Genomic DNA, 25,688 nt, shown 5'->3' with positions numbered 1-25,688 from the left:
GCCCGACGCTGCTCACCGACCGGGGCTGCTCACCGACCGGCCCGGCTCACCGACCGAGGGTGATGTCGACACCCGCGCGCAGTTCGCCCTCGGTGTAGGTCAGCTGGCCGCGGCCGGGCAGCTCGACCATGTAGAACGAGCCGCCGGCGGGGACGTCGGGGAACTCGAAGGTGAAGGTGCACGAGGACAGGTCGCCGCCGGAGTAGACGAGCATGGCGGTGCCGATCTGCGCGGCGCCGCTGTCGATGAGCGTGATGGTGGTGCCCTCGCCGATGTCGGACAGGGTGATGGGCAGGTCGCAGCCGGTGCGGTCGCCGGAGACCGGTTCCGCGGGGGTCGAGACGACGGTGAACGTGCCGTCGACCGTGAACGATCCGGACCCCGGTGCCCGCTCGGCCGGGGGGAGGGCCTGCGGGAAGGGGCCGCGCGACGGGTCGGTACCGCGGCCGGGGTCGGATCCGGGGCCGAGGAAGACCACGCCCAGGACCACGACCGTCTCGTGGGTGCGGATAAGTGTATAAGAGGCAGGGACGGGGGAGGGCAACGGCTGCGGCGGGTCGCCGTACCGGTAGGTGCCGTCGGGCAGCGGGGGGTAGTGCATCGGCATGTCCCGACCTCCCACGCCGGCCCGGGGGCACGTCGCCGGATGACGTGCCGCTGGACTGTCGAGCCTAGTCATCCCCCCGCGCCCCGGGTGCGTCGCTTGGATCGAGGGGCGTGGTTCGGGGAAGCTGTAACGATGACTGCCGATTCGTCGAGGCCCTCCCGCGACCCCCACGGCCCGGCCGGGTCCGCCCACGATCCGGTCCGGTCCGTCCACGACCCGGTCGACGACGCCGATCTCGACCCCGGCACGCCGGTGCCGGTCCGGCCCGGACCGCTGGGGATGGCCGGCAACGTCGTCCGCGGCGCGCTCATCGGGATGGCCGAGCTCGTGCCCGGCGTCTCCGGCGGAACGGTGGCGCTGGTGACCGGCGTCTATCCGCGCCTGTTGGACTCCGGGGCGCACGTCGTGGACGGCCTGCGCTCGGCCGCCCTCGGGCCGGAGCGTCGGGCCCGCACCCGCGCGGCGTTCCGGCACGTCGACTGGTGGCTGCTGCTGCCGCTGGCGCTGGGCATGCTCGTCATGGTCTTCACCATGGCCGGTGTGCTCAAGGGCTTCGTCGAGGGCAGTCCCGAGATCGCCCGCGGGCTGTTCCTCGGCATGGTCGCCGCCAGCATCGCCGTGCCGCTGGGGATGGCGCGGTCCACCCCGGGTGGGCGCAACTGGGTGCTGGGCCTGATCTTCGTCCTCGGTGCCGCGTTCGCGTTCGTCCTGTCCGGGCTGCCGAGCGGCTCGATCAGTGACCCCTCCTACCTGCTGGTGTTCGTCGCGGCGGCGGTGGCGATCTGCGCCCTGGTCCTGCCCGGCGTCTCGGGGTCCTACCTGTTGCTGGCGATGGGGCTCTACGCCCCGACCCTCGGTGCCGTCGACGACCGGAACTTCGCCTACCTCGGCGTGTTCGCCCTGGGCGCGCTCGTCGGGATCTCCCTGTTCGTCAAGGTCCTCGACCGCCTGCTCGAGGACTTCCGCAAGCCCACCCTGGTGGCCATGGCCGGGCTCATGCTGGGGTCACTGCGCGCGCTGTGGCCGTGGCAGACCGAGGAGGCCGAGGTCCTGGCCCCCGGCGCAAACTGGCCGACGGTCCTGGCCGCCGTGGCCGCCGGCATCGTCGTGGTGCTGATCGTGCTGGCCGTCGAGCGGGTGTTCGCGGACAAGACCGCCACCACCGACCCCGACCCGCGGACCTCCGCACTCGAGGACCGCGGGTAGGCCGTAGCCGATCGGGCGGCGGTCAGGGGCTGGTCAGCACCTCCGCCTCCAGCCTCCGGTAGCCGGCTTCCATCCCGTCGACCATGCCGGTGCCGAGGATCGTCTCGCGCAGGTCGGCGCTGTCGTAGGTGATGACGAGCGTCATGAGGGTCCCGTCCTCGACGGCCGTGAGGGTCTGCTCGTTGCGCGTCGGCGGTGCGTCGACGCCCTCCATCGTCTCGGTGAAGACCTCCCGGTGGGGTGGGTCGGTCTCCAGGAGCTGCCCGGTGAGGGCGAACGCCTCGCCCTCGACCCCGTCGTCGGGGGCCCACTCGAAGCGGGTGGTCTCGCCGGGCGCCGAGGCGACCCGGCAGCCGACCAGCGCCCAGCCGTCGGGTCCGTGGAACCACCGGTTCAGTAGCTCCGGCTCGTGGTGGGCGTCCCAGACCTGCCGGGGCGTGCCGCGCACGACGCGGCTGATCCGGACCTGCGTGTCGCTGAGGAGCTGCGCCGCGGTCGCACGGTCGGCAGCGAAAGACCGGAGGTCGGCCAGCACTTCGTCGATCTGGCCCATCGCCTCGCGGGTCCCCTCCTCCATGCCCATCTCGATGAGCTGCTCGAGCTCGGCCAGGCTGTTGAAGTAGGTGGTGGTCTCGAGGCGGGAGCCGGTGTCCGTCTCGCCGAACGTGAACACCGCCCGCATGGTGGGCAGGTCGGTGTTGGGCCGGCCGTCGTCGTGGCTGAAGCCGTCGAGCACCTCGAACGACCGGCACTCGTCCACCGACAGGTACTCCCAGTACCCGCACGCGCGGCTGCCGTCCGGCCCGGTCATGTAGTAGTCCGAGCGGCCGCCGGGGAACACGTCGTGCCGGGTGAAGGTGGCCGGCCACGTGGGCGGTCCCCAGAACTTCTCGAGCTGGCGCGGATCGACGTACGCGTCCCACAGCCGACGGACCGGCACCGGGAACTCCGCGGTGATGGTCAGGGTCAGCCGGTCGAGGTCTCTGTCCACTGATGTCACAGGCATGGCCTGCCTCTTTCCTCGTGTGTGTCCTGCGGTGACGGGTCAGTCCTCGGCGAGGAGGGCGTCGAGCCTGTCGACGCGTGCCCGCCAGATGTCCTCGAAGGCGTCGAGGAGGCGCTGGGCTCCCCGGATCGCCCGGAGGTCTCCCCGGATCCTGCGTTCTCGGCCGATCCGATGGCCGGTGATCAGTCCTGCCTCCTCCAGTACGTTGACGTGCTTGCGGACGGCCGCGAACGACATGTCGTAGCGGTCCGCGAGCTCGGAGACGGTGGATTCCCCGGCCAGGGTGCGCCGGAGGATGTCCCGCCTGGTCGCGTCGGCCAGGGCCCGGAAGATCCGGTCCACCTCGTCGTCGCTGTAGTCCGGACCGCCGGGGCCCACCTCGAGTGCCCGATATGAAACCATGTGGTATCACGATAGGCCGGTGGGCGAGGCCGGTCAAGAGTCGGTTTCGAACCTCCATCCGGTTCTCGGCATCCGGTTCTCCACAGCCCTTTCCGCCTCCACAGGAGTGGGCTCACCGACTCCGGTGTCCGGGCACCTCGTCGTCGTCGTCCTCTAGCCTGGCGGCGTGCTGACATCGACCGTCCGGGTTCCCGAGTCCGACGTCGAGTCCTTCGTGGGCTCGGCGGCGCTGGGGCGCGCCCGCGGCTACGCCAACGCGACGCGGATCCGCGACGTGGCGTACGACGCCGCCACCCGTCGGCTCACCGCGAACATCAAGGGCAGCGGCGCCGCGGGGAGCGGGCGCTGGTACTCCACGGCCGTCCACCTCACCGTGCCGGCCGCGGACGGGTCCAGCCGCCCGCTGCGCAGCATGTGCTCGTGCCCCGTCGGGCTGAACTGCAAACACGCCGCCGCCCTCATGCTGTTCGTCAGCGCGCAGGCGAGCGATGACGACTCGATCCCCGACTGGCGGCGGCAGGCCGAGGACTCCCTGCGCGCGCTCGACACCCCGCGGTGGCAACCCGAGGCCCCGGTGGTGGGACTGCAATTCTCGGTGGTCCCGGACGAACTGGCGCCGGACGACGGCTCGGGCGGCCTGCGTCCCGGATTGGGCAACCGCCTCAAGGCCCGGATCGTCGTCCCCGGCAGTGGCGGACGGTGGAAGTCGGCCGGGGTGGAGTGGGACCGCCTCCGCTACGGCTGGGACGGCGCGCTGTCGATGGCCCAGGCCGGGTGGCTGCGCGCCGTGGACGCCCTCGCCCGCAGCCACCGGCAGGCACGCGTGTGGCTGGACCTGTGCGACGCCGAGGTCCCCGCACTGTGGCCGCTCATCGCCACCGCGGCCGAGGCGGAGATCGAGATCGTGCCCGGTGACGGCCTGCGCGAGGTCGTGCCCGGGCCACCCCGCCGCGTGGGATTGACCGCGTGGAGCCCCGACGGTTTGGAGGTGGTGCTGGTCGCCGCCGCCGAGGTGGAACCGGAACCGGACGGTGCCCGGGCCCCGGGCGACGACGACGAGGACGATGACGACGGCGAGGAACTCGATCGCCCCCTGCCCGGCGCCCTCGTGGGCGAGCACGGGGACATGGTCGCGCTGGTTCGGGGCCGTGTGCTGGAGCTCTCCCCGGTCGGGCGGCTCGACCCCGGAGTGGCCCGGCGGCTGCGCGACTGGCGGGCGCTCCGCGTCCCGGACGAGGCGGTCGCGGAGTTCTGCGCCGACTTCCTGCCCGACCTCGCCGACCGGTTCCCGGTGGTCGACCGCGTCGGGCGGCTCGAGCTCCCCGAACTCGACCGCGTGGAGCTCGAACTGACGGTCCGGCCCCTCGCGGGAGCGGGAGCGGGAGCCGGTGCACGCGGCGGCTCCGGTGCCGGGCCCGCTGCCGGGCAGGGCCTGGAGTTGGTCGTGCAGTGGCACCGCATCGACGTGATGCGCATGTCCGACGGCACCGAGGCCGAGCGCCGCCGCCCCCTGACGGCGGATGTGGTCGCCTCACGCGGCGGTGACCCGTCGGACCTCGATGCGGTGGTGCTGGCGGCGGCCGTCGCGGAAGCGGGCTGGGCCTGGACGATCGCGGACGGCCCGGTCCGGATCGCCGGCCGCGACGCCGGTCTGCTGCTCACCGACGGAATCGAGCAACTCGGCGCCCTCGACGGCGTCCGCGTGACGGTCCTCGAGGGCGTGCCGCAGATCCGGCGGGCCACCGAGGGGCCGCGGATCCACGTGGCCACCGAGGACGACAGGTCCGGCATCGACTGGCTGGGTCTCACCGTATCGGTGACCGTGGAGGGCCGTCCCGTCCCGTTCGCGGAGGTGTTCCGGGCCGTGGTCACCGGCCAGGAGGAGTTCATCACCTCCGACGGGCTGCTGGTCCCCGTGGACCTCGAGCGGTTCGGGGAGCTGCGCGTACTGCTCGACGAGGCGATGGCGGCCTCCGCCGACCGTGTGGGCAGGGAGCCGAACTCCACGGGCGTCCGGATCGGCCTCGGGCAGGCGGGTCTGCTCGCCGACCTGGCCGAGTTGGCCGACGACCTGGCCCCGCCCTCGGGCCGCGCCAAGGCGCTACTCGAACTGGCCGCGGACGAGCCCGCACCAGTGCCTGTCCCCGCCATGCTCGACGCCGACCTGCGGCCGTACCAACAGCACGGGCTGGACTGGCTGGCCATGCTGTGGCGGCACCGGATCGGCGGCATCCTCGCCGACGACATGGGTCTCGGCAAGACCGTGCAGGCGCTCGCGCTCATCGCCCATGCCCACGAGACGGCCGACGGCGGGGCGACCGGGCCGAAGAGCGACGCGCCGGGCGCCGGGGCCGGCGCCGGGGCGCCCGGCCCGTTCCTGGTGGTGGCGCCGTCGTCGGTCGTCCCCAACTGGGAGGCCGAGGCCCGCAAATTCGTGCCCTCGCTGCGCGTGGCACGGCGGTCGGCGACCGAGGCCAAGTCGGCCACCACGGTCGCCGAGGACGCCGGTGCGCACGACATCGTGGTGACCTCGGCGACGGTCCTGCGGCTGGACGCCGAGTCCTACGCCGGCATCGAGTGGGCCGGCGTGATCCTCGACGAGGCCCAGCAGGCCAAGAACCCCACCTCCAAGCTCTTCGCAGCGCTGGCCGGGCTGCGGGCCGACTTCCTACTGGCGGTCACCGGCACACCGATGGAGAACAACCTCACCGAGCTGTGGGCGGTCGCGGCGCTGTCGTGCCGCGGTGTCCTGCCCGACGCCAAGGACTTCCGTGCCCAGTACCGCACGCCCATCGAGAAGAACGGTGACACGGCCGCACTGGACCGGCTGCGGCGGCGACTGCGGCCCTTCCTGCTCCGGCGACGAAAGGAGCTCGTGGCCCGCGAACTGCCCCCGCGCACCGATGCGGTGATGGAGATCGAACTCTCGGCCACGCACCGCCGGCTCTATGAGCGGGAACTGGCGCGGCAACGCGCGTCCCTGCTGGCGCTGCTCGACGACTTCGAGGCCAACCGGATCAGCATCCTCGCCGGGCTGACCGTGCTCAGGCGTCTCTGCCTGGACGCCTCGCTGATCGACCCGGCCCACGCCGGGGTCGCCTCGGCCAAGACCGACGAGCTCATCGCCGCGCTGCGGGAGGTGGTGGCCGAGGGGCACCGCGCGCTGGTGTTCAGCCAGTTCACCACCTACCTCGACACGGTCGTGGACCGCCTGCGCGCAGAGGGGATCACGGTGGCGCACCTCGACGGCCGGACCACCGACCGGGCGGGGGCCGTGGGTGAGTTCACCGAGGGCGGCGCGCAGGTGTTCTGCCTCAGCCTCAAGGCCGGCGGCGTCGGGCTGAACCTCGTGGGCGCCGACTACGTCTTCCTGCTGGACCCGTGGTGGAACCCGGCGACCGAGGCCCAGGCCGTCGACCGCGCGCACCGCATCGGCCAGACCCGACCGGTGCTGGTGTACCGGATGGTCGCCCGGGACACGATCGAGGAACGGGTGGTCGAGCTGCAGCGGCGCAAGGCCGAGCTGTTCGCGTCCGTCCTGGACAGCGGTGAGCACTTCTCGGCCGCGCTCACCGCCGACGACCTGCGGGGGCTGCTCGACTAGAACGTGCGGGCCGGGTGTCGGGGCCAGGCCCCGAGCGTCGCCTCAGCGTCGCTCGGGGAAGGCCAGCCCCGCGGCGACGGCCGCCCCGAACAGCGCGGTGTCCCGCGACGGCGAGAAGACCACCCGAGGGGTGGACACCGAGATCGGCAGGGACTGGAGCTGTTCGGCGACCGGGCCGTGCAGGGCCTTGCCCAGACCGACCACGATGCCCCCCGTGAGCAGGACGGTCTGAGGGCGGAAGAGCTGGACGGCGTCCACGAGGAACGAGCCGAGCCGGTAGGCGTAGATCTCGGCGGCGCCGTCGCCGTGCTCGCGCTCGAGGTCGTACAGCCCGTGACCGCCGAGCCCCCACCAGGCCTCGGTGTTGGTGCCGTCGCCGACGATGCGCCAGTGCCCGAGGTCCCATCCGGTGTGGCCGCACGGGTGGATGAGCGCGCCGTGGTGATTGAGCGCACCGAACGCCAGGGAGGAGCCGAGCGAGATGGCGATCCCGCCGAACTCCACGTCGGGCAGTCGCGTCAGTGCCAGGGCATGGGCGTCACCGTCGCCGATGACGGAGACGGGCGCGTCGATCAGCGACACGAGTTCGGTACGCAGGTCGCCCTCCGCCCAGGCGGCGGCCCGCGAGGACACCACGCGTCCCCGGTCCGCGTCGACGTGTCCGTGGAGGGACACGCCCACACCGGCGGGGGAGTCGTCGACGGCGAGGACCGCTGCGGCGAGGTCCTCGGCCGTGGCGACCTCGGCCCCGTGGACGCCCACCACGTGGCCGTCGACCACGGCGCCGATCCGCGTACCACTGCCACCGATGTCGACGACGACGCCGTTCCTCATCGCTGCACCTCCGGTTCTCCCACCGTCATTCTCACCACTTATTCGTAGCGGTCGCGCAGCGGGCTGGGTGGCGACTCCGGTCGGGTGGGGGTACGGGGTGAGATGCTCAGGGGTCACCCGGTCTCGGCGTTGCGGATCGGATCGCTGGTCTGCCCCACGGTGCTGCAGTACAGCTTGGCCGCCTCCTGGTTGAGCGTGACCTCCATGCCGGCGGGATCGGACTGCCCCTTCTCATCGAGGAAGGTGGTGATCACCTCGCGCTGGTCCTCGGGCGCCATCTCCATGTAGTCGCCACAGGTGGTGTCTCCTCCCTTGTTCGGGTCCATCGCACCGCAGCCGGTCAGCGCGGCGAGGGCGAGAGCAGTGGCGGCGGCCAGTGCCGCGGGGCGGGTACGGGTGGACATGGGAACCTCCGGGGATGGTGTCGTCAGATGAGGCGAGCGTAGGCCCGCCGGGTCGGCGGCATTCCTCATTCGGGCGATGCCCGGGCTCAGTGGCACCCGACCATGTGCAGCGCGAACCGGTCGCCGTAGCCGAGGATCGTCTGCGGTATAGGGGCAGTCTGCGGGGCCATTACCTCAGCGCGGTGATCGGCAGCGTGGTTCACCCCGACCGCATGCATCAGTTCGTGAAGGATTACGGTGCGAGTTCCGGGATCGCCGCCATAGGGGTTCATCTTCTCGGGCCGCAGCGTCACCGCGCCCCGTGAGATTCGGCCATCCGCCCACAGTGCGGTCGGCCCACCGACGCCCGCGATGGTCGGGTCGAGATCGAAATCCGGATGATGACCGAAGGTGACGGAGATCGTGCCTTCCGCCTCGCGAGCGTGTTCGGCACCAGGGCCCGCGTACCGAAGTGGCAGTCCGCTCGTCCAGGCGAGAGTGTCGACGGCCCAGACCACGTCCCCGACGTTCCCCGACGGCGCTCCGAAAGTCGACACCCGTATCTCGTGACCGCACGGCCAATGGGTGATGTGTCCGCTGTCGGTGGTCATCACCGAGTAGTCGAGACCGGTCCGGAGGCCCGCCGGCGCGCTGAAGTCCTGGGCACGTCGCGGTGACCATTCGCCTTTATATGGCATTGTCCCGGCCGGGAGCGGGTACTGGGCTGCGGTGGCTGGGGTGCGTGGTGATCCGAAGATTCCCCCGTTGCCGCCGGAGAGCCGGACCGCGCCCTCGCCGATCGCCGCGACCGTGCTGCGGTGCTGTTCCGGGACCTTGGCCAACAGGTACGGGGTCGTGCCGACCACTGCCAAGGCGATCGCCACCGGAATGACGACCGCCAGGATGTAGATGACGATCCTGGTCGCGCGAGCTAAGGGACTGTAGTACTCCACCGTTCTACAATCCGGCCGCGGTCGCCCCGTGGGCGGCCTGGTCCGCCGAGTAGCCGTCGTACTGGAGTTGTTCGATGAGTCCGGAACGGGAGAACCCGGAGATGTCCAGATACTGGCGGGCCGATCGCGAGGCCTGCTCGTTCCAGTTCACGGTCAGGGAGTCCACGGCGCCTGTCGCGTCGGCGGCGGAGTAGCCCTCGTACTGGAGTTGTTCGATGAGCCCGGAGCGCGAGAATCCAGAGATGGCGAGGTACTGCTCGGCCGATTTGGCCGCGTTGCGCTGGCCGGCGCTGACGTCTGTTGCGACTCGGGGGGCTGATGTGGGCGCTGACGCCACGGCATCCGGGATCGTCCGGCCTGCCGGAGCTGTCGGTCCGGCCGCCGGCTCGCGGGAGCCGTCAGGTGCGGCGGCGATGGTCGTCTCCCGCGTCACGGTCGTCGTCGCAGTCGTGGTTGTGGTCGAGGGGCCGGTGATGGTGACCGTGACCGTGCCGGGCGCTTCGATGGCGAGCGCCTGGTCGTCCGCGGGAGTGCACGCGGCTGTGACGACGACGAGGGTCGCGAGTGCGGCCGCGGCCCGCGACCTCCTCGGAGGGCGGAATGGGCTGGTCTCACTGGTCGTCGGGGCAGGCGAGGGGGAGGATGTGTCGGTCACGGGATCTGCCTGAGGAGGAGGGAGGGCGGCCGAGGGGGGAGGGGGAGGGGCCGCGGAGGACTCTCAGAGTGTACTCAGGACGGGACGGTGTTCACATTCGTATGTGACACAACTCTTAACTTGAGCGGAATAGACTCAAGGAGGCGGAGGTTGTACGAGACGTCCGGCCGGAACGGAACCGGCATTGATTCCAGTACGCTCAACAATACGTCGAAGAAAGGACCGGTCGATGAGCCAGTTCAACCCCACGACCAAGACCCAGGCGGCTCTGTCGGCCGCAGTCCAAGCCGCCTCCGCGGCGGGTAACCCGGATGTGCGTCCGGGCCACCTGCTCGTGGCCCTGCTCGAACAACAGGACGGGATCGCGGGTCCCCTCCTCCAGGCATGCGGGGTGGACCCGCAGCTCGCCCTGACCCAGGCGAAGGGCCTCGTCGGCGGCTACCCCAAGGCGTCCGGCTCGGGGCTCGCGGCCCCCAACTTCAACCGGGACGCCCTCGCCGTCATCAACTACTCCCAGACCCTCGCGGCGGAGATGGGCGACGACTACGTCTCCACCGAACACGTCCTCGTCGGGATCGCGGCCGGTCACACCGGTGGCGACGCGGCCAAGCTCCTCACCGAGCTCGGTGCCACCGAGGACGCCCTCAAGGCGGCGTTCACGGCGGTCCGCGGGAACACGCGCGTGACCACGGAGAACCCCGAGGACCAGTATCAGGCTCTCGAGAAGTACGCCACGGACCTCACCGCCCGTGCCCGCGAGGGCAAGATCGACCCGGTGATCGGGCGCGACTCCGAGATCCGGCGCGTCGTCCAGGTCCTCTCCCGCCGCACGAAGAACAACCCGGTGCTCATCGGCGAGCCCGGGGTCGGCAAGACCGCCATCGTCGAGGGGCTGGCCCGTCGCATCATCGCGGGCGACGTCCCCGAGTCCCTCAAGGGCAAGACCCTGCTCTCGCTCGACCTGGGGTCGATGGTCGCCGGCGCGAAGTACCGCGGCGAGTTCGAGGAGCGCCTCAAGGCGGTGCTCGACGAGATCACGGCGGCCGAGGGGCAGATCATCACGTTCATCGACGAGATCCACACGATCGTCGGCGCGGGAGCGACCGGCGAGGGCTCGATGGACGCCGGCAACATGATCAAGCCGATGCTCGCCCGCGGTGAGCTGCGGCTGGTCGGCGCCACGACCCTCGACGAGTACCGCAAGTACATCGAGAAGGACGCGGCCCTGGAGCGCCGCTTCCAGCAGGTGTACGTGGGCGAGCCGAGCGTCGAGGACACCGTGGGGATCCTCCGCGGCCTCAAGGAGCGGTACGAGGTGCACCACGGTGTGCGCATCACCGACTCCGCCCTGGTCTCCGCCGCCGCGCTCTCGGATCGCTACATCACGCAGCGGTTCCTGCCGGACAAGGCGATCGACCTCGTCGACGAGGCCGCCAGCCGCCTCAAGATGGAGATCGACTCGCGGCCCGAGGAGATCGACGCCGCCGAGCGGATCGTCCGCCGGCTCGAGATCGAGGAGGTGGCGCTGCAGAAGGAGACCGACGCGGCGTCCAAGGATCGACTGGTGGCCCTGCAGGCCGAGCTGGCCGACGCCAAGGAGAAGCTCGCCGAGCTCACCGCCCGCTGGCAGAACGAGAAGACCGCCATCCAGGGTGTGCAGCTCATCAAGGAGGAGCTCGACGCCCTGCGCACCGAGTCCGAGAAGGCCGAGCGTGACGGCGACTACGCCCGGGTGGCCGAGATCCGCTACGGCCGGCTGCCGGAGTTGGAGAAGCAACTTGCCGACGCAGAGGAGAGCGAGGCTGCGGCCGGCGCGATGCTCAAGGAGGAGGTCGGTCCGGAGGACGTCGCCGAGGTCGTCTCCGCCTGGACCGGTATCCCCGTGGGCAAGATGCTCGAGGGCGAGACCGAGAAGCTGCTGCGCATGGAGGACGAGATCGGCCGCCGCGTCGTCGGCCAGGGCGAGGCCGTCCGGGCCGTGTCCGACGCGGTCCGCCGGGCGCGCGCCGGGGTCGCCGATCCCGACCGGCCGACCGGGTCGTTCCTGTTCCTCGGCCCGACGGGCGTGGGCAAGACCGAGTTGGCCAAGGCGCTCGCGGAGTTCCTGTTCGACGACGAGCGGGCGATGGTCCGGATCGACATGAGCGAGTACTCCGAGAAGCACAGCGTCTCGCGGCTCGTCGGTGCCCCTCCGGGCTACGTCGGCTACGAGTCCGGTGGGCAGCTCACCGAGGCGGTGCGGCGCAGGCCGTACACGATCGTCCTGCTCGACGAGGTCGAGAAGGCGCACCCGGACGTCTTCGACATCCTCCTGCAGGTGCTCGACGACGGTCGCCTCACCGACGGTCAGGGCCGCACGGTCGACTTCCGCAACACGATCCTCGTGCTCACCTCCAACCTGGGCGCGGGCGGATCGCGGGAGCAGATGATGGACGCGGTCAAGCGCGCGTTCAAGCCGGAGTTCATTAACCGACTCGACGATGTCGTGACATTCGACGCACTCAGCGAGGAGCAGCTCGAGTCGATCGTCGACATCCAGATCGACGAGCTCGCGCGGCGCCTCAAGGGCCGGCGGCTGGTCCTGGAGGTCGACGACGCCGCCAAGGGTTGGCTCGCCCGCCGGGGCTACGACCCGGCCTACGGCGCCCGCCCGCTGCGCAGGCTGGTGCAGCAGGCGATCGGCGACAAGCTCGCCCGCGCCCTGCTGGGTGGCGACATCCGCGACGGCGACACGGTCAGCGTGTCGCTCGCCGAGGACGGCGAGTCGCTCAGCCTCGACTGACGCGGCTGACGCGCTCGGCCGCCGACGGGGCGTCGACAGTGCGAAATCGAACGGGCCCCTGCGCACAAGCGCAGGGGCCCGTTCGGTTGTCAGGAGCGTCGGAGAGCACTCAGAGCATGATCGGCGGGATTTCCTGTCCGCTGGCGGCGTAGATTGCGTCGAAGAGGGTGCTGAGCAACCCGACGCCGCTGCCGGTGCCGGTTCCGAGGAGGGTGCCGAGCGACCCCCCGAGTGCTTCGACGCTTCCCTCTACGGCGCCGAAAATGTTGCCAATGGATCCAAAAAGCATGGAATTTCCCTTCTGTGGTCAATGAATGGCTGCGTGCGGTCCGAGCGGGCCGGACCGTATGGGGTTGACGGTCAGGCGGGCGCGTCGCCGGCCAGTCCGATCAGCTCGCCGATCGAACCGAACAATGCGCCGACCAGGCCGTCGGTGCCGGCCATGACGCCCAGAAGGGCCATGAGGCCGCCGTCGCCCATGGCCTCTGCAGATGCGCTGAGAGAACCCATATTCGTCTCCTTGGGAGTCTGAGCGAGTGCACGGTGCACTCGCTTCTGTGCAGGACGGTGAACAAACTATCATAGTGTGATAGGTGTCACAAAACCGTGGGAGGTGTTACAAGGCGTACGGGGTGACGGAAAGTACGTCTTGCCGATCAGTCACGTCGTCGTCGAAAGGACTACCCTGGGCACGTGACCAGTGAACCCGCCCCCACCACCGATACCCAGGTCAGCCCCCTCCTCGTCACGGCGCGTGAGCTGATCGAGGACGTCGTCGCGCTGCCTCCCCCGGTGATCCTCGATGTGCGCTGGCAGCTCGGGGACGCGAACGGCCGGGAGCACTACTGGTCGGGCCACATCCCCGGCGCGCAGTACCTGGACCTGCCCGGCGACCTCGCGGGGCAGCGCAACGTTCGCGAGGGGCGTCATCCGCTCCCGTCGCCCGAGGACTTCGAGGACGCGATGCGCCGGGTCGGGATCGACGACGACAGTCGCGTGGTGATCTACGACGACTGCGGCAACACGTCGGCCGCCCGCGCCTGGTGGCTCATGCGCTGGGCCGGCAAGAAGGACGTCTACCTGCTCGACGGTGGGCTCAAGGCGTGGATCGCGGAGGGTGAGGACCTCGCCGTGGGGCCCGGGAACCCGGTCTCGCGCGGCGACTTCACCTTCGATCTGGACCACATGCTCACCGTCGGGATCGAGGACACCGCGACGTGGCCCGAGCGGGGCGTGCTCATCGACGCCCGCACCCCGGAGCGCTACGAGGGCCGCACCGAGCCGATGGACTCGCGCGCCGGACACATCCCGGGCGCGGTGAACATGCCCACCGGGAACTTCCTCGACGAGCGCGGCCGCTTCCTGCCGGCCGACCAGATCCGCCGCATGTTCGCCGAGGTGGGCGTGACCAGTGGGTCCGACGCGGTCGTGTACTGCGGTTCGGGCATCCACGCCTGCCACGCGTTGGCGGCGATGGAGGTCGCCGGGATCGAGGCGGGTCGCTTGTTCCCGGGCTCGTGGTCAGCGTGGTCGGCGGACCGGAAGCGGCCGGTCTCGATCGGCGAGCAGCCCCGCTGACCGCCCTCGGCGCCTCGCCCACGCCCGTCTCTCATCCGGCCGCGCCCCCACGCGCCGCTGCGCCTGGCCGGGCACACCGCCACCCCTGACTACCCTTGGGGGCATGGTCTGGATCTGGTTCCTCGTAGCCCTCGTGCTGCTCGCCGCGGCGCTCGTCCTGCTGCGCTTGGACGCCAAGCAGCGGGGAGGCGGCGCGGGTGGCGGCGCCCGTCGCGAGAGGCGGACGGCTGTCGGCTCGCCGCCGGTGGGGGAGTCCCCGGACGAGGAGGACGACGACGAGGTCCCGCTCCTCGACGCGTCGGCGGATGAGGTGGGACAGGATCCCGGCTCGGCCGAGCGTGCGGGCGAGCCCCGTCTCGCGCCGTTCCAGCGGTCCGAGGCGTCCGACATCGAGCGCGAGGTGGCCGAGGGCGGCGCGGAGCCGCAGGTGGGCACGGAGCCGGTCACGGGCGACGCGCCGGGCGATGTCGTGGAGACGGCCGCGGCGGCGGATGGCGCTGGGGGTCCCGTCACAGACGCCGAGGCAGGGCCGGACGCGGTGGCCGATTTCGGTGACCGCTCCGACGCGGACACGCACGCGAGCGCGGACGCCGTCGCCACGAGGGGCCCGGTCGCAGACGACGGTCTCGCCGAGCCCGCCCCGCTCGATCCGGCCGAGCCCACGGCGGAGTCATCGCCGCGGCTGCTGGACCGGGTCCGGGCACTGCTGCCGGCGCGTCGGCAGCGTACGACCGCGCTCGAGCCGGTCGAGGAGGCGCCCGCCGACCCGCTGGCGGATTCGCCGGTCGTGCGCTGGCTGGAGGACCGGGAGTTCGCCCCGACCCCCACTCCGGCGCCGGAGTTCATGCACGGGGACTTCTCGGGAGGGCTCAGCGCACTGGGCACCGTGTCCCACGGGATCTTCCGCGGTCGCCGGGCGATCATGGGCGTCACCGGCGGACGCACCGTCCTCGCGCTGCGCCGCGACACCGCCTCCGACGTGGTCCTCGACCTGAGTCGCCCGGACGTCGAGGCCGAGCCCGGCTTCCACGACGCCGGCGAGGTCGGCGTCCTGGAGGCCCGGACCTCGGACTACGGCCGTCTCGATCTCATCGACCGCGATCGGCTGGTCGACGCCGTTCGGGAGGTGCCCGCCGGGGTGCGTCGCATCTGGGCCGAGGGCGAGTGGGTGGCGGCGACGGTCGACGGCGTCGACGACCCCTCCACCTGGGATGACGTGGTGATGGCACTGCACGGGGCTGCCGATGTGCTGGCTCCGTTCCCGCCGATCGGGGGGCGGGCCCGCGCGTTGCCCTCCGAGATCGATCCCGGAGCGCCCGGCGCGGCGGCGGGCCCCGAGGCCGACCCCACCGTCGGGATGGACGGCGAGGTCGGCACCGGCACGAACGGCGCCCCGGCGACGGCGGTGCTGCCCGACCCGGAGGACTTCGCCGTTGTCGACGACGAGGACACCGACACGGACACCGACACGGACACCGGCCGGGTCGCCGGCGTGGCCACCGCCGTCGCCCCTGAGGAGGGCACGTCGCCTCCGGCGCCCGAGCCCCGGCGGGCCGGTCACCTCCGCCTGGTCCCCGACCGCAGGGGGGCGCGCGACCTGACCGACGTGCCCGTCGTGGCCGACCGTGGGGACCCCGCCGACGACACCGCGGACGACACCGAGCACGGCGCTGCGGGCGACCAGGCCGCAGATGAACCCGTCACCGCTGTCGCCGCCGGGCCAGCACAGACCGCGGAACCCGCCGCCGAGGAACCCGACCCATTTGCCGAGATCATGGAGCCGTCGGGGCCGATCCCGGCCCGCGGCGACGTGGCGGCCGACCACCTGGCGCCGAGGCCCCCGCTGTCGCGTCCGACTCGCGGTGTCGGGCAGGCCTACCCCGAGGACGCGTCGGTCCCTCCGCTCGCCGCGGGCGCGGCGACCGGCGCCGCCGGCATCAAGCCCCTGGGCTCGGAGGACGACGAGGACGAGATCCGCGACGAGGTCGAGCGGTTCGACGCCGCCCGCATCGACGGTGGCTCCGACCTCGACCACACGCCGGGTGGCCGGCACGGGGCCGAGACCACCGAGGAGGATCCGGAGGGCGAGTCGGGCCGGCTGACGGTCGCGGACCTCGCGGCCAAGGTGGGGGCGACGCCGTCGAGCGGGCGGCGTCATCATCGGCGCGCGGAGCCGGACACGGAGCCGGACGCGGAGTCCGATAGGCAGGCCGACGGGCAACCCAACGACGAGGCCAGCGAGCAGGCGGACGAGGCCTCCGGCCGCGAGCGTCCCGGCATCGACCCGGACGTGGAGCAGACCGCGAAGCTTCGGCTCCCGCCCGACATCAGGGACTGACCCGACGCCGCAGCGGGTCGGGGCGTTCCGGGGGCGGACTAGAGTCGGGGGCAGCCGTTCCGCCCACCGTGTCACCACAAACCGTGTCACCACAAACCGTGTCACCACAAACCGTGTCACCACACAACCGTGTCAATGAACACCGTGTCCCCGCGAGGAGTCCCATGACCGATCCCGTCACCGTCGACGCCCAGGCCCGCACGCGACTGTCCGAGCTGGTCGCCGAGTTGGCCGTCGTCCACGGTCGCGTCACCCTCTCCTCGGGGCGCGAGGCCGACTACTACGTCGACCTGCGCCGCGCCACGCTGCACCACGAGGCCTCGCCCTTGATCGGGCGGCTGCTGCGCGAACTCACCGCGGACTGGGACTTCGACGCCGTCGGTGGGTTGACGCTGGGCGCCGATCCGGTGGCCACGGCGATCATGCACGCGCCGGGCCGGCCGATCAACGCGTTCGTGGTGCGCAAGGAGGCCAAGAAGCACGGGATGCAGCGCCGCATCGAGGGCCCCGACATCGTCGGTCGCCGCGTCCTGGTCGTCGAGGACACCACGACCACCGGGAACTCGCCGCTCACGGCCGTGGCCGCCCTGCGCGAGGCGGGCGCCGAGGTCGTGGGCGTGGCCACCGTGGTGGACCGCGCGACCGGCGCCGACGACGTGATCCGGGCCGAGGGCGTGGAGTACCGCGCGTTGCTGGGCCTGACCGACCTAGGGCTGGAGTGACGAGGATGGGGACCACGACGACAACGACGACGACGAGGGCATTCCGCGATCGCCTGGTGCAGGCGCTGACGGAGTGGGTGGGCGCACTCGGCGACACCTCCCGCCCGGATGGGCCCGCGTTCCTCGCGGCCGCCGCGGGGACGGAGATCGCCAAGGCCACCGGGGTCGGCGCGCTGGAGAAGCTGTGCAAGCCGGTGATCGTGCCGGCGGCGCTGGCGATCGCGCTGCGCGACGGTCGGCTCTCCGCGGTCGACACCGCGCTGCTGTCGGCCACCGGAGCGGCGTACACCGCCGGCGACGTGATCCTCATGCTCGGTGGCGGCCACGCGAGCCGGTCGAAGTCGAGGCTCGTCGCGGGTGCGGCGGCGTTCGGGGCGGGGCACCTGGCCCTGGGCGGACTCATGCTCCGGTCGGGGCTGCGGTTCAAGCCGGTGCAGTCCGCCGTGCACGGTGTCGTCGCCGGCGTCGCGGGCGCGGTGCTGCTCACGGAGGACAGGGCGAACGCCCCGCTCGCCGCGTACGGCGGGCTGCTCGCCACGCTGTCCGCGTTGGCCACCTCCGTCGACCGGTCGCACGGACCGGCGGCCTCGGTCCTGGCGGTCGCCGGGCCGGTCTTCCTGCTCAGCGACTCGCTCATCCTCGTCCGCCGCAAGACCGAGGGCGGGACCGCGCTCGCCCGGGCGCTGGACGTCGGCGTGATCGACACCTACGCCACCGCGGCGCTTCTGCTGCTCACCGGTACCGCCGCCGCGGCGCGTACCGCCGGGAGCGCGTCGTGACCGCCGCGGGCGCACCGCGCTCAGGAAATCCGTCCACCGGCACCGTCCGCACGGTCCTCATCACTGGCGCTGGCCGCGGGATCGGCGAGGCCACCGCGCGCCGGTTCGCCGACGCCGGCTACCTCGTGGGCGCGTACGACCTCCAGCCCTGTGCGTGGGCCGAGGGAGACGAGCGGATCGTCACCGGCTCGCTCGATGTCACCGATCCCTCCGCGTGGGAGGCCGCTCTCACCGAGCTCACCGCCCGTAGCGGTGGCGCGCTGGATGTGCTGGTCAACAACGCCGGTCTGCTCTACGGCACACCGTTCATGGACGCGAGTTTCGAGCAGGACTCCGCGCTGGTGGACGTCAACGTCAAGGGCGTGCTCTACGGCTGTCGCGCCGCGTTCCCGTTCCTGGAGAAGTCCGCCACCCCGGCCGTGGTGAACCTCTGCTCGGCGTCGGCGATCTACGGCCAGGCCGAGATGGCGACGTACTCGGCGACCAAGTTCGCGGTCCGCGGGATCACCGAGGCACTGGACCTGGAGTGGGCCCGCCACGGCATTCGGGTGTGCTCGGTGTGGCCGCTGTACGTGGGCACCGGAATGCTCGAGGGCGTGAACACCACCGGGATGCGCACGATGGGCGTGCGCCTCACGGAGGGCGACGTCGCCGGCGAGATCCTCGACCTGGCCGAGCAGACGGCGCGTGAGCCCTCCGGGGTGTTCGGCAGGATCCGCCGGGCGCTGGGCCGCGAGGTCCACCGGCCGGTCGGGAAGCAGGCCACCGCCATGTACCTGGCCTCGCAGGTCGCCCCCAGCCGACTCGTCAAGCTGTCCAATCAGCGCCTGACCTCGTGACGGCGGCGGGCCCGACCGAGTGGGGCGAGGGCGCGGTCGGCGTCGGCCCGTGGGAGACCGAGCATCCCGGGGAGCCGCGCCCGGTCGGCGACCGGTGGGATCCCGACCTCCTGGACGCCGGCGACCGCCGCAACGTGGTCGACCGCTACCGATACTGGCGCCGCGAGGCGATCGTCGCCGACCTCGACACCCGTCGGCACCCCTTCCACGTGGCCATCGAGAACTTCGGCCACGACGCCAACATCGGCACCGTCGTGCGCACCGCCAACGCCTTCCTGGCCGCCGAGGTGCACATCGTGGGCCGCCGCCGCTGGAACCGACGCGGGGCCATGGTCACCGACCGCTACCAACACCTGCGTCACCACGCCGATGTCGCCGCCCTCATGGACTGGGCCCGCGCCGAGGGGCTGCCGGTCGTCGCCGTCGACAACCTCCCCGGTGCCGAGCCGCTCGAGACCGCGAGCCTGCCGCGCGACTGCGTCCTGCTCTTCGGACAGGAGGGGCCCGGGGTGAGCGAGGACGCGCGCCTGCGGGCCGCGAAGACCGTCTCGATCGCACAGTTCGGCTCGACCCGCTCGATCAACGCCGGCGTGGCCGCCGGGATCGCCATGCACGCCTGGATCCGCGAACACGCCGCCCCGGCCTGATCGCCATCTCGCCCGCCCACCGCGACGCCCGCCCGCCGTTTCCCGCACCTATTGATTTTCGATAGGTATAGGTTCATAGTCGGTGTATGAACATCGAGAAACGAGCGGTCCTGCCGTTGCGGGTGTGCCTGGTGGTGCTGTTCGCGATACTGGTCCTGCTGCAGACCATGTCCCTACCCGGGCAGTTCGCGCACATGGCCGAGACGTCACCGGGCGACGCGCACCTGCGGTGGCCGTTGACGGCCGTATCGATCTACTGGGTGGTGTGCATCCAGGTCGTGGTGGTGGCCACCTGGAAGCTGCTCTCGATGGTCAAGGCCGACCGCATCTTCACGGACGCGTCCCTGGTCTGGGTCGATGTGATCCTGGGGGCGATCGTCGCCGCCTGGGCGATGCTCGTGGTGGTGCTCGTGCTGGTCGGCATCAACGCGACTGATCCCGGCCTGCCGCTACTGCTCTTCCTCGTCGTCGTCGTCATCACGGTCGCCGCGCTGCTCATGGTCGTCATGCGCGCGCTCCTCCGGCAGGCGACCTCCCTGCGCTCCGAGATGGACACGGTGGTCTGATGCCGATCATCGTGCGGATCGACGTCGAACTCGCCAAACGCAAGATGAGCGTCGGAGAGTTCGCGGAGCGGGTGGGACTGACGCCCGCGAACGTGTCGGTGCTGAAGAACGGGCGCGCCAAGGCCGTGCGGTTCAGCACGCTCGAGGCGATGTGCCGGGTGCTCGACTGCCAGCCCGGTGACCTGCTCGAATGGGTCGAGGAATGAAGCGCCGGGTGCACTTCCTGCTGGTCCTGGCCGCAGTGCTGGCCATGATCGCGCTGGGGGCGACGGCGGTCGTCCTCGGTGAGGCCGACGACTCCCCGGGTCTGCAGGGGATCGGGGTGCTCGTGGTGATCGGTGCCGCGGTCGTCGCGCTGCGCTAGCGCGGGCCGGGGGAGCCGGGCAAGCCGGGGGAGCGCGGACCGGACTAGGCGTCGGCGGCAGGAGGACGCGCTACAAGGCCGGTGCCGCGGGCCCGTTGCGGATCCGGTCGACGAGCTTGGGGCCCGCGGTGATCACCATCGGCAGCACCGAGACCAGCACGATGCCGATGAGGATCAGGTCGATGTGCTCCTTGATGAAGGTGAACTGGCCGAGCCACGCGCCCAGCGCGGTCACGCCCGCAGCCCACAGCAGGGCCCCGATCACGTTGAACGAGACGAAGACCCGGTAGCGCATCCCCGCCATGCCGGCGACCAGCGGCGCGTACGTCCGGACGATCGGGACGAAGCGGCAGAGGATGATCGTCGCCGGGCCCCACTTGTCGAAGAACTCGTGGGCCTCGTGGATGTAGGCCTGCTTGAAGAACCGCCCGTCCGGCCGCTCCCGCAGGTGATGTCCCCAGCGGTTGCCGATGAAGTACCCCACCTGGTCCCCGAGGAACGCCGCGATCGGCGCGGTCACCAGCACCACCCACAGTGGCGCGAACGGGCTGTCCTGCTGCGTGAGCAGGCCGGCCGTGAACAACAGTGAGTCGCCGGGGAGGAACGGGAACAACAGCCCGGACTCGATGAAGACCACCGCGAGGAGTGCCGGGAGGATGGCGTTGCCGAACGGCCCGTCGCCGGACAGCCAGAATTCGGGATCCATGAAGCCCGGGCCCAGGGCGAGGACGTGCTGTGCCTGTTCGGCCACGAGGTGCGTGTTCACCGGAGGATCATACTCCCGCGGACCCCGGGCCCGGCCGCGTCCGCGATCGACGTCACTCCCGGCGCTACGGTGTGGTCGTGGCCCCCACCGACCTGCCGGACACCCTCCGCCTCAGTCTCCTGGACAGGTCCCGGACCCGCGTCGGCGAGTCCCACGCCGCCGCGATCGAGGGCACCCTGGCCCGCGCGGAGCGGGCCGACGCCCTGGGCTTCCACCGCTACTGGACGGCCGAGCACCACGCCGTGCCCGGGATCGCGAGCGGGAGTCCGCCGCTGTTGATCGCGGCCGCCGCCGCGCGCACCGACCGCATCCGCCTCGGATCCGGGGGCGTGATGCTGCCCAACCATCGACCGCTGATCGTCGCCGAGCAGTTCGCCATGCTCGAGGCGATGCACCCGGGCCGTATCGACCTCGGGGTGGGACGTTCGCTCGGGTTCACCGCACCGGTCCGTGCGGCGCTCGGCGTCGCCGAGTACGACACCGACGCGTTCGCCCGCGACATCACCGCGGTGCAGGACTTCCTCCACGGTCGGGGGCCCGTCACCGCGCTGCCGGTCCTCGAGGTCCCGCCCCCGTTATTCGTGCTCGCGACCGGTCGGGGCCTGGAGGTCGCCGCACGGGCCGGACTGCCCGTCGTGGTCGGGGGACCGAGGCTGCTCGCCGACCCGTCGCCCCTGGATCGCTACCGCGAGACGTTCCGGCCCAGCGAGGCCACGCCGGAGCCCTACGTGGTGGTGAGCCTGGAGGTGATGGTCGCCGACTCGGTCGGGACCGCGCGACAGCTGCTCCTCCCGGAGGCGTGGGCGATGGCGGAATCCCGGGAGACCGGGGAGTTCGGCCCGCTGCGGTCCCCGGCGGAGATCCTGGACCGCAGATTCCGTCCGCAGCAGCTGCGCCGGGTGGAGGACTGGATGGCGGGGGCCGTCCAGGGGGACGCGGAGAAGGTCGCACGCGAACTCGCCGTGCTCGTCGAGCGGACCGGAGCCGACGAGATCATGGCGTCCACCTCCACTTTCGACCGCGACGACCTCGCCCGGGCCGACGCGGCGCTGGCCGAACTGCTCCCCGGCTGACCGGTACCGCACGGCTCGCGGGTGCGCGTCGTCACGCTGGCCTAGGCTGGAGGGTGTGCGCCCACCTCCACAGGGGTGCGGCGCCCCGAGATGCGCACGTCGCACAGCCGAGAACCCTGGAGGAGACCACATGCCCATCGCAACTCCCGAACAGTACAAGGACATGCTCGACCGGGCCCGTAACGAGGGCTTCGCCTACCCGGCGATCAACTGCACGTCCTCGGAGACCATCAACGCGGCCATCAAGGGCTTCGCCGATGCCGGGTCCGATGGCATCATCCAGTTCTCCACCGGCGGTTCCGAGTTCGGCTCCGGCCTGAACGTCAAGGACATGGTCACCGGCGCGGTCGCGCTCGCCGAGTTCGCGCACGTGGTGGCGGCGAAGTACGACATCCTCGTCGCGCTGCACACCGACCACTGCCCCGAGGACAAGCTCGACGGCTTCGTGCGGCCGCTCATCGAGATCTCCCAAGAGCGCGTCGACCGCGGCGAGAACCCGCTCTTCCAGTCGCACATGTGGGACGGCTCGGCCACCCCGCTCGACCGCAACCTGGAGATCGCCAAGGAGCTGCTCGAGAAGACGGCCAACGCCAAGCAGATCCTCGAGATCGAGATCGGCGTCGTCGGCGGCGAGGAGGACGGTGTCGAGAACGAGATCAACGAGAAGCTCTACACCTCCCGTGAGGACTTCGAGGCCACCATCGACGCGCTCGGTGCCGGCAACACCGGGCAGCGCTACCTGCTGGCCGCGACCTTCGGCAACGTCCACGGCGTGTACAAGCCGGGCAACGTCAAGCTCAAGCCCGAGGTGCTGAAGATGGGCCAGGACGTCGCGGTCGAGAAGCTGGGTCTCAACGCCGGTGACCTGCCGTTCGACTTCGTCTTCCACGGCGGCTCGGGCTCGGCCAAGAGCGAGATCGAGGAGGCGCTGTCCTACGGCGTCATCAAGATGAACGTCGACACCGACACCCAGTACGCGTTCACCCGGCCGATCGCCGCGCACATGTTCGGCAACTACGACGGCGTCCTCAAGGTCGACGGCGAGGTCGGCAACAAGAAGGTCTACGACCCGCGTTCCTACCTGAAGAAGGCCGAGCAGGCCATGTCCGAGCGCGTCGTCGAGGCGTGCAACGACCTGAAGTCGGCCGGCAAGTCCAAGGGTGCCGCTGCTTGATTGAACGCTGCTTGAGTGAACGCTGCTTGAGTGAACGCTGCTTGATCGAACGGGCCTGACCGAGCACGGCCTGATCAGCCGGGCTGGTCAGCCTGCCTGACGGTCGGATCTCATCGCGGCCTGACACCGCCCCATCAGCGGCGCTCCTCCACCCGGAGGGGCGCCGCTGTCGTGTGTGGACCACTCGCCGCGGAATCGAACCCTTGTGCTACGCGGAGGGTACCGGTAAGATCGCCTGTATGTTCGAGTCGGGCGCGACGCTGAAGGGGGTGCGGTGGTGAGCGAGGAAACGGGGACGACGACGACGAGGTCGGCTTTCGCCGGGGCGCTCCGCGCGGTGCCGGAGCCCCTCGACACCCTGGGCGCCGAGGCCCTGAGCGAGGTGGCGCGCTCGGCGACGCTGGCGCAGAACCTGGCGGCGGCGACCCGGCTGCAGGCGGCCCACCTGTTGGTCCAGGCGATGGGGAGTGTCGACAGGGGCTCCCCGGGGCCAGCCGATACGCCGCCGTTCGGGGACTCCCGTCCCGCCTACTCCCGGCTCGAACCCACTGAGCGTGCGCGCAACCACCTGGCCGCGGCCATGTCGCTGACCGGGTGGCACGCTGCCCGCCTGGTCACTGCCGGTGTGCAGATCCACACTCGCCTGCCGCGTCTGCGCAAGGCTGTAGAACGCGGACTGTTCCCCGAGCAGCTGGCCATCGACGCCGCCTGCCGTCTGGCAGAAGTGTCCGACACGATCATCGGCGCGGTGGAATCGGACGTCGTCGGCGCCCTGACCCGAGACCTCGACGGGGGCCACCGCCCCAGTCGCCCCGACCTGGACTCCGCGGTCGACGGGTCCCGGGAGCGTCATGACCCACAGGCCGCCGGCGACGCCGTGGACGCCGCGGTCGAGCAGCGAACAGTGCGGTTCCGCCCGGCACGCGACGGCATGACCAGCATGTGGGCCTCGCTGCCCAGCGGGGACGCCGAGAAGCTCCGCCGCCGGATCGACTCCGCCGCCCGCGCTGCCTCGGAGTCGGGCCACCCCCGCACGCGCGACCAACTGCGCGCCGACGCCCTGTGCGCACTCGGGGACCCCACGACCAACGACATCGGCACAAGCCTGTACGACGCGGAAGAGTCGGCGGGCGCGTGCGATGCCACTACCGGCACCCGCGCCGACGCCGCCGACAGGCCCCCGCTGGGAGCGTCGTGGGGCACCGAGCAGCCCATCCGGATCTCGATCATCGACAGCGTCGCCCAGGGTCTGCCCAACCGCGTGCAGTTCGTGAACGGCGCCTATTCGAGCTTTGACTGGCTGTGCGAGGAGCTCCTGTCCGGCGGGGACTCCAAGGTCCGGTTCGAACTGCTCGACCCGCAGCCGGGTGTCCAGGACAGACCGGACGCGGTGCTCAAGTACTTCATCACCCCGGCGCTGGCCGAGCGAATCCGGCTCCGCGACGGCACGTGCCGCCACCCGGGGTGCACGGTCGACGCCCACGACTGTGAGATCGACCATGTCATCGCCTTCGATCATCAGCGACCTGAACTGGGCGGACCCACCGCCGAGTGGAACCTCGTGTGCCTCTGTCGCAAGCATCATCGGGAGAAGACCTTCGGGCACTGCGCCTACCGGCCCGGACCGCTCGGTGAGCTGACCATCATCACCGAGACCGGTCACGAACACCGCACCACACCACACGGGCCGCTGGCCCAGGCGCGCGACCGGATTCTCGACCACCGATGGCGACAACACGTCGACCGTCTCATCGCCGACGACGGCCACCTCACCAATCCGCCCGGCATCGAGCGGGACAACCGCACCGGCCGAGACGGTTCCCGGCCGGCCTGACTGCCAGCGGCAGACCCGGCCCGCCTGACCGTTGGCGGGTCGGGTCGCCCTCGACGGGTCGGGTCAGCCCGGCTGCTGGTCCTGCGGGACCGCGCCCATCCCGACTCCGGGCTGGCACATCTTCCAGGCACCGTCCTCGTCGCGCATATGAATCTGCTCCGGGCCCGTCCCATCGGACTCCGACTCCACGGTCGCGGTCGCCTCGGCGCCGTTGTCACTGATCTCCACCCCGAGCACCTCGAGATCCTGGGGGAACGAACCCGCGATCGACTCGCGGAACATCGAGTCGAGGTCCGAACCCGTCGCCTCGCTCGACGCGGTGATCGTGTCCACGAGCTCCTGCGGGACGCGGTTCTCCGCGCACATGTGCCCGTTGAACTCGGCGAACGACTCCGCCGAACTCATGCTCTCCAGCGTCTGCTCGACGTCCCGCTCGGCCCGAGCGGACGACGACAGCGGGCCCGCGAGGAAGAGCCACGCGAGCGCGGCGATCACGAGGAGTGCCACCACCACGGCCGCCGCGACGGCCACGTCGCCCCGCCCGCCGCGACCGCCTTGCCGGCCGCTGCCCGGACG

General features: G+C 71.3%; 26 protein-coding genes. 15 read left to right on the top strand and 11 right to left on the bottom strand.

All coding sequences use genetic code 11. The features are described from left to right. Window positions 1-46: 46 nt before the first annotated feature. Window positions 47-607: a hypothetical protein gene (locus J1M64_RS03910; RefSeq protein WP_206472938.1), complete on the bottom strand. Its 561-nt coding sequence runs from the start codon at window positions 605-607 to the stop codon at window positions 47-49. A 132-nt stretch (window positions 608-739) separates the two neighbouring features. On the opposite strand from J1M64_RS03910, the gene J1M64_RS03905 reads away from it, so the two are divergent. After that, window positions 740-1,813, top strand: coding sequence for a DUF368 domain-containing protein (locus tag J1M64_RS03905; RefSeq protein WP_241261070.1), 1,074 nt, complete (start codon window positions 740-742; stop codon window positions 1,811-1,813). A gap of 22 nt (window positions 1,814-1,835) precedes the next feature. Here the strand turns inward: J1M64_RS03905 and J1M64_RS03900 are convergent, their stop codons facing one another. Both J1M64_RS03900 and J1M64_RS03895 read right to left on the bottom strand, forming a co-directional pair. Further along, on the bottom strand, window positions 1,836-2,819 hold the full coding sequence (locus tag J1M64_RS03900; protein ID WP_206472937.1) for an SRPBCC family protein: 984 nt from the start codon (window positions 2,817-2,819) through the stop codon (window positions 1,836-1,838). 39 nt (window positions 2,820-2,858) lie between these two features. Continuing rightward, a complete protein-coding gene (locus tag J1M64_RS03895) occupies window positions 2,859-3,221 on the bottom strand; it encodes a metalloregulator ArsR/SmtB family transcription factor (protein ID WP_206472934.1) in 363 nt (120 codons plus the stop codon). A gap of 166 nt (window positions 3,222-3,387) precedes the next feature. On the opposite strand from J1M64_RS03895, the gene J1M64_RS03890 reads away from it, so the two are divergent. Next, window positions 3,388-6,825, top strand: a complete 3,438-nt coding sequence (locus J1M64_RS03890) for a DEAD/DEAH box helicase (RefSeq protein WP_206472933.1) — start codon at window positions 3,388-3,390, stop codon at window positions 6,823-6,825. 42 nt (window positions 6,826-6,867) lie between these two features. Here J1M64_RS03890 and J1M64_RS03885 read toward each other — a convergent pair whose 3' ends face one another. The 4 genes from J1M64_RS03885 to J1M64_RS20300 form a co-directional block, all read right to left on the bottom strand. Continuing rightward, on the bottom strand, window positions 6,868-7,659 hold the full coding sequence (locus J1M64_RS03885) for an ROK family protein (RefSeq protein WP_067719438.1): 792 nt from the start codon (window positions 7,657-7,659) through the stop codon (window positions 6,868-6,870). A 113-nt stretch (window positions 7,660-7,772) separates the two neighbouring features. Beyond that, a complete protein-coding gene (locus tag J1M64_RS03880; protein ID WP_206472932.1) occupies window positions 7,773-8,063 on the bottom strand; it encodes a hypothetical protein in 291 nt (96 codons plus the stop codon). 86 nt (window positions 8,064-8,149) lie between these two features. Continuing rightward, window positions 8,150-8,926: a hypothetical protein gene (locus J1M64_RS03875; RefSeq protein WP_307872360.1), complete on the bottom strand. Its 777-nt coding sequence runs from the start codon at window positions 8,924-8,926 to the stop codon at window positions 8,150-8,152. Window positions 8,927-8,999: 73 nt separating this feature from the next. Further along, window positions 9,000-9,650 carry an Ltp family lipoprotein gene (locus J1M64_RS20300; RefSeq protein ID WP_307872359.1) on the bottom strand — a complete coding sequence of 217 codons (651 nt, stop codon included), beginning with the start codon at window positions 9,648-9,650 and terminating at the stop codon, window positions 9,000-9,002. 229 nt (window positions 9,651-9,879) lie between these two features. On the opposite strand from J1M64_RS20300, the gene clpB reads away from it, so the two are divergent. After that, window positions 9,880-12,432, top strand: coding sequence for an ATP-dependent chaperone ClpB (clpB, locus tag J1M64_RS03865; RefSeq protein ID WP_206472929.1), 2,553 nt, complete (start codon window positions 9,880-9,882; stop codon window positions 12,430-12,432). A 109-nt stretch (window positions 12,433-12,541) separates the two neighbouring features. Here clpB and J1M64_RS03860 read toward each other — a convergent pair whose 3' ends face one another. Continuing rightward, the gene (locus J1M64_RS03860) at window positions 12,542-12,721 is read right to left on the bottom strand and encodes a hypothetical protein (protein ID WP_206472921.1); all 180 of its coding nucleotides are present in this window, start codon (window positions 12,719-12,721) and stop codon (window positions 12,542-12,544) included. Between the two features lie 71 nt (window positions 12,722-12,792). Next, window positions 12,793-12,942 (bottom strand): hypothetical protein, encoded by a 150-nt coding sequence (locus J1M64_RS03855; RefSeq protein ID WP_206472920.1) that lies wholly within the window; start codon window positions 12,940-12,942, stop codon window positions 12,793-12,795. Between the two features lie 183 nt (window positions 12,943-13,125). On the opposite strand from J1M64_RS03855, the gene J1M64_RS03850 reads away from it, so the two are divergent. The 9 genes from J1M64_RS03850 to J1M64_RS03810 all read left to right on the top strand — a co-directional run bounded on the left by J1M64_RS03850 (window position 13,126) and on the right by J1M64_RS03810 (window position 20,265). After that, window positions 13,126-14,010: a sulfurtransferase gene (locus J1M64_RS03850; RefSeq protein WP_206472919.1), complete on the top strand. Its 885-nt coding sequence runs from the start codon at window positions 13,126-13,128 to the stop codon at window positions 14,008-14,010. A 103-nt stretch (window positions 14,011-14,113) separates the two neighbouring features. Continuing rightward, complete coding sequence (locus tag J1M64_RS03845) at window positions 14,114-16,348, top strand: hypothetical protein (protein ID WP_241261069.1); 2,235 nt, start codon at window positions 14,114-14,116, stop codon at window positions 16,346-16,348. Between the two features lie 164 nt (window positions 16,349-16,512). After that, window positions 16,513-17,070 carry an orotate phosphoribosyltransferase gene (pyrE, locus tag J1M64_RS03840; protein WP_154829749.1) on the top strand — a complete coding sequence of 186 codons (558 nt, stop codon included), beginning with the start codon at window positions 16,513-16,515 and terminating at the stop codon, window positions 17,068-17,070. Window positions 17,071-17,075: 5 nt separating this feature from the next. Further along, the gene (locus J1M64_RS03835) at window positions 17,076-17,849 is read left to right on the top strand and encodes a lysoplasmalogenase family protein (protein ID WP_241261068.1); all 774 of its coding nucleotides are present in this window, start codon (window positions 17,076-17,078) and stop codon (window positions 17,847-17,849) included. Beyond that, entirely contained in the window at window positions 17,846-18,688 is an 843-nt protein-coding gene (locus J1M64_RS03830) for an SDR family oxidoreductase (protein WP_206472918.1), read from the top strand. Before J1M64_RS03835 ends, J1M64_RS03830 begins: the two co-directional genes overlap by 4 nt. Beyond that, window positions 18,685-19,335: an RNA methyltransferase gene (locus tag J1M64_RS03825; protein WP_206472917.1), complete on the top strand. Its 651-nt coding sequence runs from the start codon at window positions 18,685-18,687 to the stop codon at window positions 19,333-19,335. The genes J1M64_RS03830 and J1M64_RS03825 overlap by 4 nt, the downstream gene beginning before the upstream one ends. Window positions 19,336-19,421: 86 nt before the next feature. Continuing rightward, complete coding sequence (locus J1M64_RS03820; RefSeq protein WP_206472916.1) at window positions 19,422-19,901, top strand: DUF2975 domain-containing protein; 480 nt, start codon at window positions 19,422-19,424, stop codon at window positions 19,899-19,901. Next, window positions 19,901-20,107 (top strand): helix-turn-helix transcriptional regulator, encoded by a 207-nt coding sequence (locus J1M64_RS03815; protein ID WP_069390469.1) that lies wholly within the window; start codon window positions 19,901-19,903, stop codon window positions 20,105-20,107. Before J1M64_RS03820 ends, J1M64_RS03815 begins: the two co-directional genes overlap by 1 nt. Continuing rightward, window positions 20,104-20,265 (top strand): hypothetical protein, encoded by a 162-nt coding sequence (locus J1M64_RS03810; protein ID WP_206472915.1) that lies wholly within the window; start codon window positions 20,104-20,106, stop codon window positions 20,263-20,265. The genes J1M64_RS03815 and J1M64_RS03810 overlap by 4 nt, the downstream gene beginning before the upstream one ends. 70 nt (window positions 20,266-20,335) lie before the next feature. Here the strand turns inward: J1M64_RS03810 and J1M64_RS03805 are convergent, their stop codons facing one another. After that, window positions 20,336-20,971: a DedA family protein gene (locus J1M64_RS03805; RefSeq protein ID WP_241261109.1), complete on the bottom strand. Its 636-nt coding sequence runs from the start codon at window positions 20,969-20,971 to the stop codon at window positions 20,336-20,338. 137 nt (window positions 20,972-21,108) lie between these two features. Between J1M64_RS03805 and J1M64_RS03800 the strand changes: the two genes are divergently transcribed. The 3 genes from J1M64_RS03800 (at window position 21,109) to J1M64_RS03790 (ending at window position 25,112) form a co-directional block, all read left to right on the top strand. Then, window positions 21,109-22,104, top strand: a complete 996-nt coding sequence (locus J1M64_RS03800; RefSeq protein ID WP_206472904.1) for an MsnO8 family LLM class oxidoreductase — start codon at window positions 21,109-21,111, stop codon at window positions 22,102-22,104. 130 nt (window positions 22,105-22,234) lie between these two features. After that, complete coding sequence (gene fbaA / locus J1M64_RS03795) at window positions 22,235-23,278, top strand: class II fructose-bisphosphate aldolase (protein WP_159148996.1); 1,044 nt, start codon at window positions 22,235-22,237, stop codon at window positions 23,276-23,278. Between the two features lie 277 nt (window positions 23,279-23,555). Then, the gene (locus J1M64_RS03790) at window positions 23,556-25,112 is read left to right on the top strand and encodes a DUF222 domain-containing protein (RefSeq protein ID WP_307872358.1); all 1,557 of its coding nucleotides are present in this window, start codon (window positions 23,556-23,558) and stop codon (window positions 25,110-25,112) included. Window positions 25,113-25,175: 63 nt separating this feature from the next. Here the strand turns inward: J1M64_RS03790 and J1M64_RS03785 are convergent. Beyond that, a partial coding sequence (locus tag J1M64_RS03785) for a hypothetical protein (RefSeq protein WP_241261067.1) occupies window positions 25,176-25,688 on the bottom strand: 513 nt, incomplete at its 5' end.

It is taken from the genome of Dietzia sp. KRD202 (genome assembly GCF_017168155.1).
Lineage (GTDB): Bacteria > Actinomycetota > Actinomycetes > Mycobacteriales > Mycobacteriaceae > Dietzia > Dietzia kunjamensis.
Note: the sequence above shows the minus strand (reverse complement) of the source record. Positions and strands in the feature narration are given on the sequence as shown.